The following is a 17,516-nucleotide window of genomic DNA, read 5'->3' as shown; positions in this document are numbered from 1 at the left end:
CTTTTACTAATCATGTATATAATGTAAAAATACCAGATGAACATTAAGTTTGATACAATAAGTATGGTACATACATTACTAATTCACAGAAGTTATTTTTAATAGAAAAGGGTTGGATATTCAGTGGCAGCAACGAAGAAAAAAAGAGTGATCAAAGAGGTCACACAGCTTGTGACGATAACAATCGGGGCCATTATCGCGGCATTCGGGCTTGATATGTTCCTTGTTCCTAACGCAATCCTTGACGGTGGAGTCATCGGACTTTCGATTATCGCAGCCGAACTGACTAACATCTCGATGAGTATTTACCTGATTTTGTTCAACCTACCTTTCCTTTATATCGGGTATAAGAGGATGGGCTTGAAATTTACACTTCGCACTCTATATGGAGTCATTATTTTATCCGGTGCGACTGCCTATTTACACCACTTTGAACCTGTGACGGATGATTTATTTTTAGCAACCATCATCGGTGCGGTCATCCTTGGAACGGGTGTCGGTTTGGTCATCCGGGCAGGCGGTGCACTGGACGGAACCGAGATCATCGCCATCCTCGTCAGCAAAAAGCGCACCGTTTCTGTCGGGCAGATCGTCATGGTCATGAACTTGTTCATATTCGTCCTGGCAGCTTTGCTCGTGTTCAGCTGGGAAACGGCGATGTACTCAATCATCACCTATTTCATTGCTTTCAAGATGATTGACGTCGTCGTTGAAGGGATGGAAGAGCTCAAATCAGTTACGATCATTTCCGACGTCCCTGAAGAAATCGCCGAAGCATTGCTCAAGCAATTGGGCCGCGGCATGACCTATATTCAGGGCCAGGGTGTTTTTTCAAATGAACCGAAGAAAATCATCTATACTATCGTCAGCCGAATCGAATTATCCACCGTCCGCTCAGTTGTCGATGACATCGATCCGAATGCGCTGGTCGCGATTGAGAATGTCGCCGACGTCTCGGGCAGTAACTTTGATAAGAGCGGCGGGGATTAATGAGGAGATAGAAACCTGTTGATTTAGCAGTTGGTCGAATAATTCTTGAATGTGGTCGAATAAATCAAAAATCCGCCAATATATTTCAGAATGTGGTCGAAATAACTTCAAATGTGGTTGAATTATTTAATTTTTCGCCAATAAAATCTTGAATAGGCTCGGTCTAGGATGTATTCCATAGTATTTAATCCTGTTTTTGATATAAAACAGCTATAAAAAGTGCCCTGGCGTAAAATACGCCGGGGCACTTTGCTGTTAATCAATCGGATTGTTGAATTTCTTTTCTTTCTGGCCGGTTGTGAATTCGACTAGTTCTTCGGGTGTGTTGTTGCCTTTTTTCTTGTTGTTGTTGCGCTGGGCGTTTCCGTTGCCGAGCTTTTGTTTACCCATTCTTCCTCGCTCCTTTTGATGGATTCATGAAGTAGTATGGATTTTTCCCTCGTCGTTTATTCTAAGCTCAGGCGCACGGCGCACCATGTTTGCCCGCTCGTATGCATAGGCAAGCTTGATCAGCAATGGTTCGCTGAAGGCAGTACCGGTGAAAGTGATACCGACTGGCTCGCCTTCTTCCGTAAAAGCAGTAGGGACCGTAATAGATGGGTATCCTGATTTCGAGCCAATCGTGGAACCATCCATTGGGAAAAGCACCGCATCGGCACCATACTCCTTCAACGCATAGTCAATTCCCTGCTCCCTTGCCATATAAAGGTTATACTCCAGTTCTTCGAGGTATTCAGACTCAGTCAATGTTCCGCTTGTTGCTTCAGATTCCAACAGCACTTCCTGGCCGTACTTCAGCATTTTCTCCCCATGCTCATAATTGAAAGCAATCACGTCAGCAAGCGTCCTGACAGGAACATTCTGTGCCAACCCGTTCAAATAAGCATTCAAATCAGCTTTGAATTCATAGCTCAAAACCTTATATCCCCAAGTCGCCTTCGCCGCTGGGAGTGCTGCTTCAACAATCTCAGCGCCAAGCTCTTCCAATTTTTCAACCGCTTTTTGAAAAATTTGCTCCTGTTCCTGAGTCCATTTTCCAATATACTCTTCCCTGACAACAGCAATCTTCATTCCTTTTAGTGCCTGAGCATCAAACAGGATTTCGTGGTTGAAATCAGGCAAAACAACCATCGTTGCCGGGTCTTGCGGATCCTGGCCAACAATCGCTTCTAAAAGGTAGACCGCGTCCTTGACCGTTCTCGCCATCGGGCCGGCTGTATCCTGCGTGTGCGCAATCGGGATGATACCACTGCGGCTGACCAGCCCAACTGTCGGCTTGATGCCAACCAATGAATTTTGTGAAGCTGGATTTAGAATCGAGCCATCCGTTTCCGTGCCGACCGCTACTGCAGCTAAATTAGCGGCGATTGCTGCGCCGGAACCAGCACTTGAGCCGCCGACATCGAATTTCTCGGGTCCGTACGGATTCAGCACCTGGCCACCGCGGGAGCTGTAGCCGCTCTTCATGCCATTCGCCATGAAATTTGCCCACTCAGTCATATTCGTTTTACCAAGAATGACCGCACCTGCTTCTCTTAGCTTTGCAGCAACAAAGGAATCCTTCTGGGCAAATGAATCCTTCAATGCCAGCGAACCAGCACTGGTATGCATTTTATCGTTTGTATCAATATTATCTTTCACCAGGACCGGTATTCCGTGCAAAGGGCCTCTTGAACCTTTCTTCTTTCGTTCGGCATCCAGTGCAGCCGCAATCTGAAGAGCATCGGGATTCAGTTCAAGCACAGAATGGATTGTTTGGTCAAAGGCAGCGATGCGGGCCTGGTACATCAACACAAGGTCATGTGAAGATAGCTCGCCTTTCTCCATTTTTTCCTGCATTTGATCAATCGTCGCTTCAGGCAGCCACTCTGTCATCAATGTATTTAAACGTGGATTTTTCAAGTTCAACAATTCCTTTCAAAAAGGCATTTCAGCTGTTGATTTTTCAACGGCTTTAACAGAGCCTTCAAAAATAAACTACGGAATATATATTCTGATTCTTTTACGAAAAAACCTTTAAATGCAGTAAAAAAGCTATAGGAAAAAGTCCTATAGCTTCGAAATAATTATTCTGGGTCAACAATTTTACCACCGTAAAATTCTTTTTGCGCTGGCGTTATATTAAGTGCATTGCAGAATCTTTTCAAATCGCGTTCTTCACGTTCGTTGACGATCGAGATGACAGTCCCCTCCGCACCAAAACGGCCTGTCCGTCCGGAGCGGTGGACGTATTGGTCTTGCTCCCTCGGGAAATCATAGTGGACAACATGAGTGACACCTTTAATATCCAAGCCACGCGCTGCGACATCGGTGACAAGCAGCATTTCGCTGTTGCCGTCCCGGAACTTATTCAAATAACGCTGACGGTCCTGCTTGTCCAAATCACTGTGCAGCTGGCCGACGTGGATGTCTTTAAACTTCAGTTTTTCAGCAGCGATGGTCAGATTAGCGATATCCTTAATAAAAACAAGTGATTTGCTTCCATTTAGGCGGGCAACCTTCTCAAGGATTTTGATTTTGTCCCGCTGCTCGCTGAGAAAGTAAATATGCTCGACTTTAGCAGCGTCAATCGTTTCATCCTTCTTTACATTGATGATTTCAGGTTCCTTCGCCAATCTCTTGATTGACTTTTCAACTGTCTCTGGAAGAGTTGCTGAAAATAATAATAGCTGTCTTTGATCAGCAAGTGTCGACTTTACAATACTTTTTACCGTTTCATTATGCTCTGGGGTTAGAAGCTGGTCCCCTTCGTCAAGGACGACTGTATGGACTTTGTGCATTTTCAGCTTTTTCTGTTTGATCAGTTCATTCGTCCGGCCGGGAGTGCCTACAATAATATGCGGGCTCTTTTTCAGCTTGTCAATCTGACGCTTTAAGTTGGCGCCGCCGATCAGGCTTGCCGACTTGATACCGCTGTCTTCTCCCCACTTCTGGATTTCGGACAGGATCTGCATGACAAGCTCCTGTGATGAAGCGAGGATGACTGCCTGTGTATTCTGCATATTAGCGTCAATTTTATTCAAAACAGGAAGCAGGTACGCTAAAGTTTTACCCGTACCAGTCGGGGATTCCCCTACGACATCTTTTCCTTCTATTATTAATGGAATCGCCGTCGTCTGGACAGAAGTCATCGTCTCGAATCCAGCCTTCTCCCAGGCCTGCTGCAGGAACGGTTTCAGTTGTGCGATAATTGGTTGAGTTTCTGACATGATTTTCTCCTTCAGTTAAACATTCTAGTATTGATACTAGCTAAAACACGATTATAAGTCCAGTATTCCCCGGAAAAATGGAGTTTTGCACCTTTTATTATAGATTGTTTTTGGCTTGATTTGGTTTTATTGGCGATTTTTATTTTTTATTGGCTAAAATCAAATTATATTGGCGATTTTCATTTTTTATTGGCGAAAATAAAAATATATTGGCGATAATTCATTTTTATTGGCGACTTGGAAAAAAACACTGATTTTTTCCAATTAACAAAAAGACATCGAGCGAGAAAACCGCCCGATGTCTTTAGATTCATTCTTATTTATGGATCCACACTGCACCAGCAGAGTTATCCTTCGCTTCGCCGATGACCTGGAACTTCAATCCGTAGTTAGGAAGCTTTTTGCCTGCATCCGGAATCAGTTCGTTGATGTACTTTTTAGAGTCATCAAATGTTGTCACACCAGGAAGTCCTTCGTAGTCGAACACTCCACGTGATGGAGAATCTACTGTCCAGGCAGGTGCCTTATCCAGTGAGAATGCTGCGTCAGCAATTTGGTAACGCGTGCTGCTCTTTACGGAATCCTGGCCATTCAACGTGCCAACGATTGCTTCTGGATGAGAGTCAACAACCCCAATGAAGCCTTCGCCCGGGTGGACGCCAACCCAGTTGTCGGTAAAGCTGTCGTCACCGTACCAAACAACCATACCAGTGTTGTACTTCACGCCACGGCCTGCAATCAAGCCTTTGTCAGACCCAGCGTAGTTCCTCCACTCAAGGTAGTAGTAGTGATCTTTGTCAAACAAACCGTTAGTAGAGATAAAGCCATCAAGAGTCACTTGTTCAGCGCCTTCTGCATCGTCAGAGAAAGCAACTTCGCCGTCAACTGTCAAGCTTAGGTTGTCCATTGCAAAACCTTCTGGAGCAAGACCGCCGTCAGTTACATATTCAAACACTAGATTCACTTTCTGACCTGCGAACTGGCTTAGGTCATAAGACTTGTCTTCCCATTCGCCTTGAGATGTTTCCATGCCGCCAGCAGTGTTTTGATCACCGATGACATCCAACTCAACTTCTGTTCCATCTTCAGTTACTGCGTTTACAAATACATAGTCATAATCAAACTCTACTTCGTACCATGCTTTATAGTCGAAAGTAGCAGTAGTTGCAGCTGTCAGATCGAACACAGGTGTTTCCAATGCCGTGTGCAGGTCATCACCTTTAGTGCTGTAATAGTACTTCTCACCGAAAGCCGGCTTGATGCCTTCTACCTTTTTCTTAGGAAGGTTCACTTTTACAATTCCGTTATTCTTTGACTTCGTGACGCTCTGGTCGATGACAGCTGTCAATCCATTTTCGTCGATGTCTTCATAATCTACTTCCGTGATGTTCGCCCAGTTTCCGCCCATGATCTTCTGGAAGTATTCCTTATTCTGTGGAGAGAAGCTTGTCGGTTCAGTACCTGCAACAGCTCCATTCCAGCTGCCGCCGCTCATGATGGACCATGATGCAACCGGCTCACCTTGACCAGTGTACTGTGTGTCGTACTCATCTGGAAGACCCAAGTCATGTCCGAATTCGTGTGCAAATACACCAACCGCTCCATCTTCCGGCTCGATTGTGTAGTCGAATGCCGCCATTTTGCCGCCCCAGTATCCAACCTCAGCTGTTGTATTGTCCACTGCATACACTCCATCCAATACCCAACGGTGAGACCAGATCGCGTCATCACCAAGCTTGCCGCCGCCAGCTTCCTGACCAACACCAGCGTGAAGAACCATCAAGTGGTCAACAAGTCCGTCCGGCTCGTTTTGGTTGCCGTCACCATCTAAATCATAAAGGTCAAACTGGTCAAACTCAGATAAATCAAGTCCGCCTTCTACTGCTGCTTTCAAAGCATCTTTTACAAAATCGCGAGGTCCTGTTTCACCATTATTATCATGGCCACCTTCAGGATTGTCATCACCGTAGTCAGCAGCATTGCCAGGTACAGTCACCCAGTCAGTTACATGGCCATCGACAGTGTAGCTGCCGCCAGATTGCTCTTCATAGTACTGCTTAAATGTCTGGACCTTTTCACCATTGAATAATGTGAACTCTTCATCACCGAACAGCATTTTTTCATAATGCTCGCGGCTGAAGTCGTCTGAATACATATAGCCTTCTTCTTGCTCAATGCTATTGTGCTTGAAGTCTGCGAATTCCGCTAAAAGAACAAGAACCTTGTCCTCTCTGACTTCACCATTGTATGGAGCCTGCTTGGCAGAATCCACTTTCGCGTACCCTGTCGGCTTGCCCTTTTTAAAATTGTCATGCCCTTTTTCAAGCTGCTTAGTGAGCTTGTCTTTTTGCTTTGTCAAAAAGTCCTTAGACTTCTTTGTCATTTCATCTTCAGCAGTGTGCTTGTCTGTCTTGCCCGCTTTAGCGCCCTGCTTCTTTTTGATATAGTCTGTTACCGCTTTGTTAATTTCCTCTTGTGAAGCGCCTTTCGCGATCAGACCTCGCTCCTGCAAAGCCTTTGCCAGACGATCCTGGTCAACGATATGTAAATCGATTGGTGCAGACTCAGGAGCTGTTGCAGCTGCCACACTCTTAGGAGCTGCAGTTGGTCCAGCAAACGAACCCACAAATAAAGTAGAAGCGAAGACAGCACTTGCCGCCACGCTAGAAAGAACCTTCAACGAACTTTTCTTCTTCAAAAAGATAACCCCCTGCTATTTTCCAAGTTTCGAATTTTCATATATTTTCTGAAGACTCTGATTGGAATTGTAGCAAGGTTTTAAAATATTGTAAATTTTTAAAATATAGTAATATTTATCTATAAAGCGAGCCGCTTTTTGTCTGAAAAACCTATTTTAAAATAAAACTGCATCATTCATCCTGTTTTCATCTCAAATATTAGTGTAATTAACACTATTTTAATAAAGTTTTATATTAGGGAATTTTCTTCGGGTCTCTAAATTTAATTCTAATGGACTAGCAACATATTAGTGATTTCTCAAAAATAATTAAGGAATTAATCTAAGTAAATTGGTACTATTTACATTAACGATTGAATTTCACTGCCTGTGGTATTGTACTATAGAACCTTTTTCAAGGAGTGTTTGAACAATGAAGGAATTATTAAAGGAATTGATCCTGATTGATAGCTCCACGAAGGAAGGTGCTAATCAGGCGGTGGAGTTTTGCAAACAATGGCTTATTGAGCATGATTTACAGCCGATTTTGATTGAAAACAATGGATATAAAATGCTGGTCTGTGAGATTGGCGAGGGAGATAAAACGATTGTATTCAACGGACATGTTGATGTGGTCAGCGGTAAAAAGGAGCAATTTGTTCCTGTTGAAAAGAATGGCCGGATCTACGCAAGGGGCGCGGCTGATATGAAAGCCGGAGTTGCCGCGATGATGTTCGCGATGAAAGAATTGCGGAATCAAAAACTCGGAGTCAGAATCCAGCTCCAGATTGTTTCCGACGAAGAAATTGGAGGCATGAATTGTACCGGCTATCTCGTTGAAAATGGCTATCGAGGGGATTTTGTCATTTCCTCTGAACCCACACAGCTCGGGATCGGCCTGCAGGCAAAAGGTGTTTTGCGGCTCGAAGTCGAGGTCACCGGAAAATCCGCCCATGGCAGCCGGCCGTGGGAGGGCGACAATGCGATTGTTAAAGCTTATCGAGCTTACGAGAAACTGCTAGATTTGCCTTTTACAAAAGAAAGCTCGGAGTATTATCAAGCACCCTCTATTAATCTAGCCATCATCTCGGGCGGCGAGGTTTTTAACAAGGTGCCCGACCATTGCGCTATGTCCCTTGACATCCGCTATCTTCCTGGCCAAGATGCCGATTCGATTGTGCAGCAGATCGAAAGTATTTCAGATGGCAACGTTACCGTAGGTCTAAAGGGTATCCCTGTTGCGACAAAACAGGATGACCCATTCATCACCCAGCTGAAACCAGTTTTGGAAAAGCATATTGCTGGTGAAGCAGTGATCTTTGGTCAACATGGGGCCGCTGATACCCAGTTTTTCGCAGCTCACGGAATTCCAGCAATCGAGTTCGGACCGAGCGGAGCGAACTGGCACGGTGATGACGAATATGTTGTGCTAGAGTCCCTGGAAAAATATAAAGATATCTTGATAGATTACGTAAAAACATATTAGAAACTAAAAGACAGCCACTCGGCTGTCTTTTTAACTGCTTAAACGATATTTCTTTGTCCATGAGTAAATCAATAAACCTGAAACTAATAATATTTGCAGCAAAAAGACAACCGAATCCCAAAAACGAATGCTGGTGATTGGTTCAAAGAATCCCGGCAGCATAATTTCATTTACAGCGAAAATCATTTGCGGGATGTAGTAGTAGGCGGTGATGATCAGGGTGAGCAAGATGCCTGAAAGATAGAAGCCTGCATATCTGCGGACGAACTTTTCTTCCCCGGCGAATGTTTCAGTTTCTGGCACACTGAGAAAAGGCAGCCATCTCGCTAAGAAGTTACGCCCATTTTCCATTAGATTGTAGCAGCCAGTTTTGTTTTCAAGGACATAGTAGAGATCCGTTTTCATGAAGACGGCTCCCTGATAGATCAGACGGATAAACGTGTTCAGTACAACTAGCTTCAATATACCCATTGTCAGGCTATTTTCGCTCACAAAGAGCTGGGCTGATAACGCAAGGAACAACACCACAATATCAAAATACATCCCGGCAAGGTAAAGCTTATTGCGCTTTTCAGCAGGCAATTTCCACACCTGGGACATATCCGTCTCCAACACAACAAAAAACAGACGATTCCCAACTTCTATTTTTGCTGGTAAGCCTTCAGACCGGACGGCAAGCACATGGCCGAATTCGTGGAGGATGACAAGGAAGAAGCTTATTACAAGCAAGGCCAGGACATTTTGGAACATCAGGTCAAACGCAAACAGGTCCGAATAGCGCGGGAATAGATCTGGATTAAATAGAATTAAGCCTGCGCTTGCAATGAGTAAAAGGAAGTATACCTTTGAACTCATTGGATTGAAGAAGAAGCGGCCTAGGGTTTCTGGGAGCCAGGAGTAGCCTAAGTGATTTTTCTGCACTGAACTACTCAATATTTCTTTGCCATCTAACTCGCTAATTAAGTTAAGTTCAAGGAGTTGAGAGACAAAGTTTAGTATATTTATATTCTCATCAGGATATCTCTTGATCAATGTTCTTGCTACTTTATCAAGTGACTCGCTTTGATTGATCAACTCAATCGCTACAATACAAGCTTCGGGCATTTCGTAGAAGTCACCAGTGATTGAATCCTCAACAATATAATGTTTATTATCTTTTCGTATATCTAGCGGCTTGAGAGATATTTTTGTATCAAAATTCACATTCATTTGATCACCTTATTTAGTGAATAGCAAAGGGATGCAGCAACATGCAGGCATCCCCCCCTTGTAATCATTGCGGTATAAATGCACACCACCAGCAAGTTGTTTTAACTTTGTTTAATTTGCGAATTCTCATGATGTCACCTCCTCTCAACTAATATAATTTTGAACAGGAAGATCTTCATGCAAATTATACTTTACATGGAATGCGATCCAATCTGGAAAAACCTCTTTAAACACTTCCACTAAATCCGGGTCAAATTGCGTACCTTGACCTTCAACTATCCTTTTATAGGCCTCTTCAACAGGCATAGCTGAACGATATGAACGGGATGATGTCATAGCATCAAAAGCATCCGCTATAGACACTACCCTTGCTAGATAAGGTATTTCACCCTCCTTTAACTGTTCAGGATATCCCTTGCCATCCCATCTTTCATGGTGAGACTTTATAATATCAATACTATCTCCTAGACCCTTCACCTTGATAATGGCTTCAGCACCAACTTCTGGGTGAGATTTAATAATTTCATATTCTTCTTTTGACAGTTTCCCAGGCTTCATCAGAATTGAATCTGGTATATTAACTTTTCCTATATCGTGTAATAAACATGCATATGTAAAGGAACGCAGTTGATCCTTTGTATATCTTCCAGTGGCTTCTGCAAGTGAGTTTGCATAGTATGCTACTCTTTCGCTATGTCCCTTAGTATATGGATCCTTCAACTCAATAGTTGCAATAACGCCCTTCACAATCCCTGATAACTGATTATCATAAGAAGTTTTTATCGCTTCAACGTACCCTTGATATCTTTTTAATATAATGAATCCTAATAAAGATAGGATTATTATTACTGCTATTGGAAATAAAACTGTAGTTGTCTGAAGCAGCAGCCCCAAAAAGGTATATTTAAAAACTGTGCCTATAGAAACAGTCCAAAAGAATGCAGTGTTCACAAAAGTTGGTGCAAAAAGTATAAGGAACACTTCTACAATATTTCCACTGCTATACTGTATGCCACTACCAAAATAAGTTACTGAATCATACAATATTGTTAAAAAAATGGTCCCTATAAAAAAAACATATTTTACTAATAATAGTTTCCCACTCTTTATCATCGCTATCACCATTGGTAATAATAACAGGATTATAAGGTGATAATAGTATCTTGAATTATCAAAAATCAAAACATCTTTGTGCACAACATATTTTGGGTGTATATAGTAGTAAAAAATCTCAAAGGAAATAAACAAAAAATAAAACAATGTTAAGAACCATTTAATAGCTCTTTTTTCTTCGTGGTGTAAAGATGGATCTTTAAATGAATTTTGCATTTCAGTACCTCGTTTTCAGTCAATTACCAAATCATTATTTCCCTTGATATCGCCATTATTCTTTTTAAATTAATAGTTTTAGTAAAATAACGCAAAAATGAATATTTATACCTAGTTTAAAACTACTAACATTCGACATTTTTCTCCATTATAAACCAAAAGGACTATTATAAAAATAGTCCTTTTGGTTTATTTATTGGATGAATTTTCATTATACAACCATAGTTTTATTTAAAAAATGGTACCGATATAGTAACAATTGTTCCTTTTTCCATTTCACTTTGAATACTTAATGTACCTTCATGCTCTTCAATAATTTTTTTTGTGACCATCAAGCCTAATCCGTTTCCGTTTTGCTTGGTTGTATAGAAAGGTTCTCCCAACTTAGCAAGTTTCTCTGGAGGGATCCCACATCCTTCATCACTGACTGAAATTAAAGCACGACCGCCAACAATTTTGGACTGAATGGTTACTGTCCCTCCATTAGGCATAGATTCCATTGCATTTTTTATTAAGTTGATAAAGACCTGCTTCATCTGATTCTCATCACATAAAAGCACAGTTGAATCGTCTACATCATACTCAATCTGAATATCTTTCCTCTGAGCATGCGGATCAATCACCGATATAACGTAGTGGATTATATCAACAAGTTTTTTAGGTGTTTTAACAGCGGTGTTAGGTTTCCCTAAAATCAACAGGTCATTTACTATCGCATTGATTCTATCGATTTCATTTAGCATGATTGGATAGTATTGTTCATCACCCTTATCTTTTTCTTGTTGCAACTGAGTAAAGCCTTTTAAAGAAGATAAAGGATTTTTAATTTCATGGGCTATTGCAGTTGCCATCTGTCCAATAACTGCTAGCTTCTCTTTCTGTCTCATATCTTCATGAATGGATGTTATCGCTTTAACATAGGACTGAAAACGATTAAGCAGGATAAATGCAATTGTAGCAATGAAGATAATCAAGCCCATAGGCATTAAAACTTCAGCAGCTTGAAAAATCAGACCAGTTATTAGGTATTTCAAGAAAAACCCAATAGTCATTGTCCAAAAGAAGCGGCTACTTACAAATATAGGTGAAAAAAGAATAAAATATATTTCTAGTACATGTCCGCTGCCAAACTGCTCGTTGGTTCCCCAATAGATCATTACATTGTTAACCACATCTAAGAGTGTGAAAGCCACAAAGTATATATATTTAATTTTTTCTGGCTGACCACGTTTAACTAAGTACATGGCAAGTGGAATTAATGCAAAAAGAAAAATATGGAATAAAAATCCTAACCCGCCTAATGGTAAACCTATCTCTTCTTTATTAAAATAAGGAACTAAGTAATAATAAATTAAATCATAAGGAACTAATATTATATAAAAAGTCCACAAAAAGAACTTAACTGCTTTTACTTCTTCATATACTAAAACTGAATTTTTTTTGAGTGGATCCATAAGAATCTCCTTAAATCTGAAAACTTGATAGCCTTATTATATCAGGATGTGTCACATCTTGTTACATTTTGTCTCATTGTGCAACGAATTTTTAATAAATATTTTTTATGGATGGAAAGAGAATTTTTATGGAATGAAAAAAGGACCAGGCGATTAGACCCTGATCCACTTCTTTAAGCTGTTTCGCTTAGATTGTATTCATTGAGGATTCCTTCGAGTTTGAGTGCGAGTCCCATGCTGCCCTGGATTTTAAGCTTTCCTGTCATGAAGGCGGCTGTTCCGTTGAGCTTGCCCATGATCATCTTCTTGAAGTTTTTATCTGACAGTTTCAGAGTACAGTCTGGAGTCCCTTCCGTTCCTTCGACTACGCGAGCAGTTCCGTCAGAAATGAATAGCTGGAACGTACCGGTGTCGTCGCCTGAGATATCATACTGATAAACAACATTCATGCCTTGAATCGGCTCTGGTCTTTCTTTCATGACCTTTTCGATTTCCTGCCACACTTCTCTAACTGACTTGTTCTCCACTACACTCGCCACCTCTATCAAACTATTTTATTTTCATCATACCCGACTGAAGTACCATGGGCAATCCGAAAATGAACGTATTATCTGATAATTCCCTATATTTCACAAGTTGCTTTTAGCTTAACTGCCCGTACTTGCGAAAGCCTTCAATCCTCTATTCCAAAATGCATAGGCAAGGACACAGCAAACAACCGCTGCAACCGGGGTCCAGAGTGCAAATTCCTTGTAGCCGGACTTGTCGATAAAATAGGCTGCCGGATAGAATGCCGTGAACCCGTAAGGAATGATCCAAGTCAGGAACATGCGAATTCCTTTGTGGTAAATCGTCAGTGGGTATCTGGCAAAATCGCTCAGGTTGAAAACTGCCCATACTATAGGAAGACTGTCAATCATCCAGAAGCTGAATGTCGCGAAAAATAAGTTAATCGCCACGAAAATCAAGCCGGATGAAATGATCATGATAACCAGCATCGCAATTTCCGCTGCTCCCCAAACAAGGTCAAGCTGTGGAATCGCTGTTCCTAGGATAATCAACCCGATAATCAGCTGGCCGAAACCATCCTGATGCAGCCGGTCCGCCACGACATGAAATAACGGATTGACCGGCCTGATTAACAGACGGTCGAGTTTTCCGGGCCTGATATACTGCCAGCCGAGCGTCCAAAGATTATCAAAGAAAATCTGGTGGATCGAACGGCCCGTTGCCGCGATTCCGTAAATGAACAATATCTCGTAAAATGACCAGCCATTGATCTGCTCAATGTGATCGAACACCACTTTTACAAAAAAGATCGAAGCGAATTGCTCAAGCATGACCGAGGCGACACCGATCAAAAAGTCGATCCGGTACTCCATCATCACCTTCATATGGCTCTTCGCAAACTCCCAATATAGTCTCGTATAACGACGCATAGAATCGCCTCCTATCCTCCAAAAATCGTAATCTGTTTAATCGCCTGCGACCAGATTACCCTTACTAAAACATACAATGAAATCAGCCAAAACAGCTGGACTCCAAGCGCCATATAAGCTTCCGTTCCAGTGATCAGCCCAGAAAAAATCGAAACCGGCAGATACACCATTGCCTGAAACGGCAGGAACTCAGTGATGGTTCTGAGCCAATCCGGGAAAAGCGTGATTGGTACCAACGCTCCCGAGAAAAAAGTTATTAGTGATTCCTTCAGGACCCTTACTCCCCAGACATTGACTGTCCAGAACGCGAGGACACCGACGAGGAAATCAAAAAATGTTCCGATCCAGATTCCCACCAGCGCACTCACCACGAATAGCAAAATCGTCTCAGGTGATTTTGGAAAGCTTAAATCCATAAAGAAGTAAACAATCAATACCATCGGAATAGTTCCCTGAATCAAGTACATGACTTTCTCACCTACATCAACTGCAAACATTTTAAAAATCATATCGTAAGGGCGCATCAGCTCAATTGCGACCTGCCCCTCCTTGATATTCTCCGCAAGCTCATTGCCGACACCGCCAACAAATCCCTGCAGCAACATCGCAATCACGATGTATGTCAGCATCGTTTCAAGATTGATATTTTGAATCGTCGTCTGGTTTGCATAAACCGCCTGCCAGAAGAAGTAAATAATCAACAGCCTCATCACTGATGATATGCTCCCAGCCCAGTACCAGGCTGAATAGGCAGTATTCTCCTGCATCCGCCCTTTAGCTATTTGCCAATACTTTCTCATGCTCTCCCCCCTGTTCCTGCTTGTTGTACAGCTCCTCAACGATCGTCTCGATCTTAGGATCCGCTATATTCAAATCGCCAATTTCATACATGCTCATCATTTCCGAAATGACCAACGAGCTTTTAACAGTCTCATGGTCAAACGCTAAGCTGACCTTCGTTTCTTCATCATTCGGTAAAACTTCCGCCTGACCGATGAGTGACTCGGGCAATACGAACTTTTCCTTATCTGCCAGTTCAAAATGGATGACCCGCTGCTGGCCAAATTGTTTTTTTATCTGCTCAAGGCCACCATCGTATAAAATCGTACCGCCATCAATGATGATGATCCGGTCGCAAATTTCCTCGATGTCCTGCATGTCATGTGTAGTCAGCAGCACTGTTGTGCCCCAGCGCTGATTCATTTCCTTGATAAACTTTCTGATTTTCACTTTTACTGCAATATCAAGACCGATCGTCGGCTCATCCAGGTAAACAACCTTAGGCCTGTGAAGGAAGGCTGCAGCCAGCTCACAGCGCATTTTTTGCCCAAGTGAAAGCTGTCTGACCGGAATGCCGAGAAGCGGCTCAAGATTCAAGACTTCCGTGAACATCTCGACTGTCTCCTGATATTCCTGCTCCGGAATCTCGTAAATATGCTTCAAGAGATTATAAGATTCACGTACCGGAATGTCCCAGAACAGCTGTGTCCTCTGTCCAAAGACCGCTCCGATATTAACCGCATTCTTCTGGCGATTTTCATATGGTACCAGCCCATTCACCGTCACCTTGCCAGACGTTGGTGTCAGAATCCCCGTCAGCATCTTGATCGTCGTCGACTTACCGGCACCATTCGCGCCGATATAGCCAACCGTCTCACCCTGCTCAATGGTAAAATTAATCCCCTTCACCGCATGCTTCGTCTCATACTTTCGGTTAAAAAGCGACTTGATTGCCCCTTTAAGACCAGGGTCGCGCTTCACCAATTTATATTCCTTTTTTAAATTTTCAACAGTAATCACATTATCACTCTCCAAGAACATACATTCGATTTTTAGGCACAAAAAAACCACAGACACGCAGTCTGTGGTTAAGCTTTATTTTTTACACGAAAAATAATCGCACTACACACAATACAGGCAGGCCGAAGGTAAAACATATGAAATTGTTGTTGCTGTTCCATTAGTTGTGTTAATCATTTCGACTGCCTCCTTAAGTTATTTGAATACTTTCATATTGTACCTGTTAAAGAAAATTTTGGCAACTGTATTGTAAAAAAATAAATGGTGCCTGATTTTACTCAGGCACCGTGAACTATTTTATTATTAAACTTTAAATAAGTGATTAGTTCTTCCAGGGTTTCAAAGTGTCCGGCAGTGCCAAATTCATAGAATATATTCATCTTCCGCAGGATCCCGCCGAGGTCAAGGTCGTTGCCGACAAGATAAAGATTCTGGCCCCGCTCTTTTAATTGGTCTTTAAGCTGTATCAGGAGCAGTGCACCGGAAGCATCAACAACCGTTACTTTTTCTATATCTATAACTATATCAGGACTGTTTTCTGCACTGATTGTCTTGGTTATTAGCTCTGTGGCACCGAAATAAAGCGGACCTTCCAAGCTATAAACCTTTAAACCACTATCCGTTTTACTATTAATCTTGAAGCCTTCCTCACTCATCCGCTTCATGAAAATCAGCGCACTCATCACGATTCCGACGCCGACGGCTACCATAAGGTCAATAGCTACTGTTAAAATCATCGTCACCAGCATGACCGCTGCATCGGTACGTGGCTCATCCTTAAGGATTTTCAAGCTGTCATAATCGAACATTGTGATTCCGGTCATGATTAAAATGCCGGCTAGAACTGCGAGTGGAATTTCTTCCGCCAGCGGACCGAATACTAGCATGAACAGCAGAAGAGCTACACTATGAATCATAGCAGATAAAGCAGTCTGCCCCCCGCTTCGTAAATTGACTACGGATCTGACTGTCGCCCCAGCCCCCGGCATAGCACCAAATAATCCAGCAAGGGTGTTACCAATTCCCTGGCCAATTAACTCTTTATTGCTCTTGTGCTTTGTACCTGTCATATTGTCCATGACAACCGAAGTCAGCAGGGAGTCAATTGACCCAAGCACCGCAATGCTTAATGCTGCCGGAATCAATTGGATGATGACACTTATGTCTGCAATTGGCAGGTGAAATTGTGGCAGCCCTTTCGGAATCTCGCCAATCCTTTCGGCAGTGTCAAAGAAAATGAAGTCATTGATAAAAAAAGGCAGTGTGAAATGGACGGCAGGCAGTACTTTTTCCAGAAGGATTACCGCCACTGTCCCTAAAATCAGCGCCATCAAGCTTGGTGGGATACTCTTGATCCATTTCATCGCCACCAGCATAAAGACAATCGTCAATATCACCACCAAAAAGCTGCCCGTCACATACTGCAGCTGTCCCATGATAATGATGATGGCGATTCCATTCATAAAACCACTGACCACCGGCAACGGAATGAATTTTAAATAATTGCCTGCTTTAAGTAGCCCAAATACAATCTGAAATAGGCCACCCATAAACGCGGCAATAAATGCATACTCCAGCCCCTGAGTAGCCACAATCCCCGTAAAGATAATCGTGATTGGACCAGTCGGCCCCGTTACCTGGCCCTTCGTTCCGCCAAACAAAGCCGCAAAAAAACCAGTGATGATGGCACCATACAAACCAATAATGGCTCCATCCGAATTACCCGTCGCCTGCATCCCAAAAGCCAACGCAAGCGGCAGCGCAACAACCGAAACCGTAATCCCGGCCAATAGTTCACGCTTCAGCATCTGAAACATGTACGATACGCCTTCTTTCCTATTCTTTTATAAGAAAAATTATACGCCTGTTAAAATGGATAATGAATATGAAAATAGTAAAAAGAAGTGAACATTTCGAAGATCA

The 17,516-nt window shown here is 42.5% G+C and carries 14 protein-coding genes; 2 read left to right on the top strand and 12 right to left on the bottom strand.

The window, feature by feature from the left end; translation table 11 throughout:
• Positions 1 to 123: 123 nt before the first annotated feature.
• Complete coding sequence (locus AC0VX7_RS04315; protein ID WP_475426837.1) at positions 124 to 990, top strand: YitT family protein; 867 nt, start codon at positions 124 to 126, stop codon at positions 988 to 990.
• A gap of 255 nt (positions 991 to 1,245) precedes the next feature.
• Here AC0VX7_RS04315 and AC0VX7_RS04310 read toward each other — a convergent pair whose 3' ends face one another.
• From AC0VX7_RS04310 to AC0VX7_RS04295, 4 genes are all read right to left on the bottom strand, one after another.
• Positions 1,246 to 1,380: a hypothetical protein gene (locus AC0VX7_RS04310; protein WP_260983522.1), complete on the bottom strand. Its 135-nt coding sequence runs from the start codon at positions 1,378 to 1,380 to the stop codon at positions 1,246 to 1,248.
• A 24-nt stretch (positions 1,381 to 1,404) separates the two neighbouring features.
• The gene (locus AC0VX7_RS04305; RefSeq protein ID WP_475426836.1) at positions 1,405 to 2,892 is read right to left on the bottom strand and encodes an amidase family protein; all 1,488 of its coding nucleotides are present in this window, start codon (positions 2,890 to 2,892) and stop codon (positions 1,405 to 1,407) included.
• A 164-nt stretch (positions 2,893 to 3,056) separates the two neighbouring features.
• Positions 3,057 to 4,199, bottom strand: a complete 1,143-nt coding sequence (locus tag AC0VX7_RS04300) for a DEAD/DEAH box helicase (protein ID WP_475426835.1) — start codon at positions 4,197 to 4,199, stop codon at positions 3,057 to 3,059.
• Positions 4,200 to 4,515: 316 nt separating this feature from the next.
• Entirely contained in the window at positions 4,516 to 6,897 is a 2,382-nt protein-coding gene (locus AC0VX7_RS04295; protein WP_475426834.1) for an immune inhibitor A domain-containing protein, read from the bottom strand.
• A gap of 412 nt (positions 6,898 to 7,309) precedes the next feature.
• On the opposite strand from AC0VX7_RS04295, the gene AC0VX7_RS04290 reads away from it, so the two are divergent.
• Positions 7,310 to 8,362, top strand: a complete 1,053-nt coding sequence (locus AC0VX7_RS04290; RefSeq protein ID WP_475426833.1) for a M20 family metallopeptidase — start codon at positions 7,310 to 7,312, stop codon at positions 8,360 to 8,362.
• A gap of 30 nt (positions 8,363 to 8,392) precedes the next feature.
• On the opposite strand, the gene AC0VX7_RS04285 is transcribed toward AC0VX7_RS04290, so the two are convergent.
• The 8 genes from AC0VX7_RS04285 to AC0VX7_RS04250 all read right to left on the bottom strand — a co-directional run bounded on the left by AC0VX7_RS04285 (position 8,393) and on the right by AC0VX7_RS04250 (position 17,410).
• The gene (locus AC0VX7_RS04285; protein WP_475426832.1) at positions 8,393 to 9,571 is read right to left on the bottom strand and encodes a hypothetical protein; all 1,179 of its coding nucleotides are present in this window, start codon (positions 9,569 to 9,571) and stop codon (positions 8,393 to 8,395) included.
• A 144-nt stretch (positions 9,572 to 9,715) separates the two neighbouring features.
• Positions 9,716 to 10,900, bottom strand: a complete 1,185-nt coding sequence (locus tag AC0VX7_RS04280; protein ID WP_475426831.1) for an HD-GYP domain-containing protein — start codon at positions 10,898 to 10,900, stop codon at positions 9,716 to 9,718.
• 227 nt (positions 10,901 to 11,127) lie between these two features.
• Positions 11,128 to 12,354 carry an ATP-binding protein gene (locus AC0VX7_RS04275; protein WP_475426830.1) on the bottom strand — a complete coding sequence of 409 codons (1,227 nt, stop codon included), beginning with the start codon at positions 12,352 to 12,354 and terminating at the stop codon, positions 11,128 to 11,130.
• Between the two features lie 173 nt (positions 12,355 to 12,527).
• Positions 12,528 to 12,881, bottom strand: coding sequence for an SCP2 sterol-binding domain-containing protein (locus tag AC0VX7_RS04270; RefSeq protein WP_475426829.1), 354 nt, complete (start codon positions 12,879 to 12,881; stop codon positions 12,528 to 12,530).
• A gap of 120 nt (positions 12,882 to 13,001) precedes the next feature.
• Positions 13,002 to 13,793: an ABC transporter permease gene (locus AC0VX7_RS04265; protein WP_475426828.1), complete on the bottom strand. Its 792-nt coding sequence runs from the start codon at positions 13,791 to 13,793 to the stop codon at positions 13,002 to 13,004.
• Between the two features lie 11 nt (positions 13,794 to 13,804).
• Positions 13,805 to 14,593: an ABC transporter permease gene (locus AC0VX7_RS04260; protein WP_475426827.1), complete on the bottom strand. Its 789-nt coding sequence runs from the start codon at positions 14,591 to 14,593 to the stop codon at positions 13,805 to 13,807.
• Positions 14,568 to 15,593, bottom strand: a complete 1,026-nt coding sequence (locus AC0VX7_RS04255; protein WP_475426826.1) for an ABC transporter ATP-binding protein — start codon at positions 15,591 to 15,593, stop codon at positions 14,568 to 14,570. Before AC0VX7_RS04255 ends, AC0VX7_RS04260 begins: the two co-directional genes overlap by 26 nt.
• 278 nt (positions 15,594 to 15,871) lie before the next feature.
• On the bottom strand, positions 15,872 to 17,410 hold the full coding sequence (locus AC0VX7_RS04250) for a SulP family inorganic anion transporter (protein ID WP_475426825.1): 1,539 nt from the start codon (positions 17,408 to 17,410) through the stop codon (positions 15,872 to 15,874).
• Between the last annotated feature and the right edge of the window lie 106 nt (positions 17,411 to 17,516).

It is taken from the genome of Mesobacillus sp. QJM3NY_10 (assembly GCF_056173465.1).
Note: the sequence above shows the minus strand (reverse complement) of the source record. Positions and strands in the feature narration are given on the sequence as shown.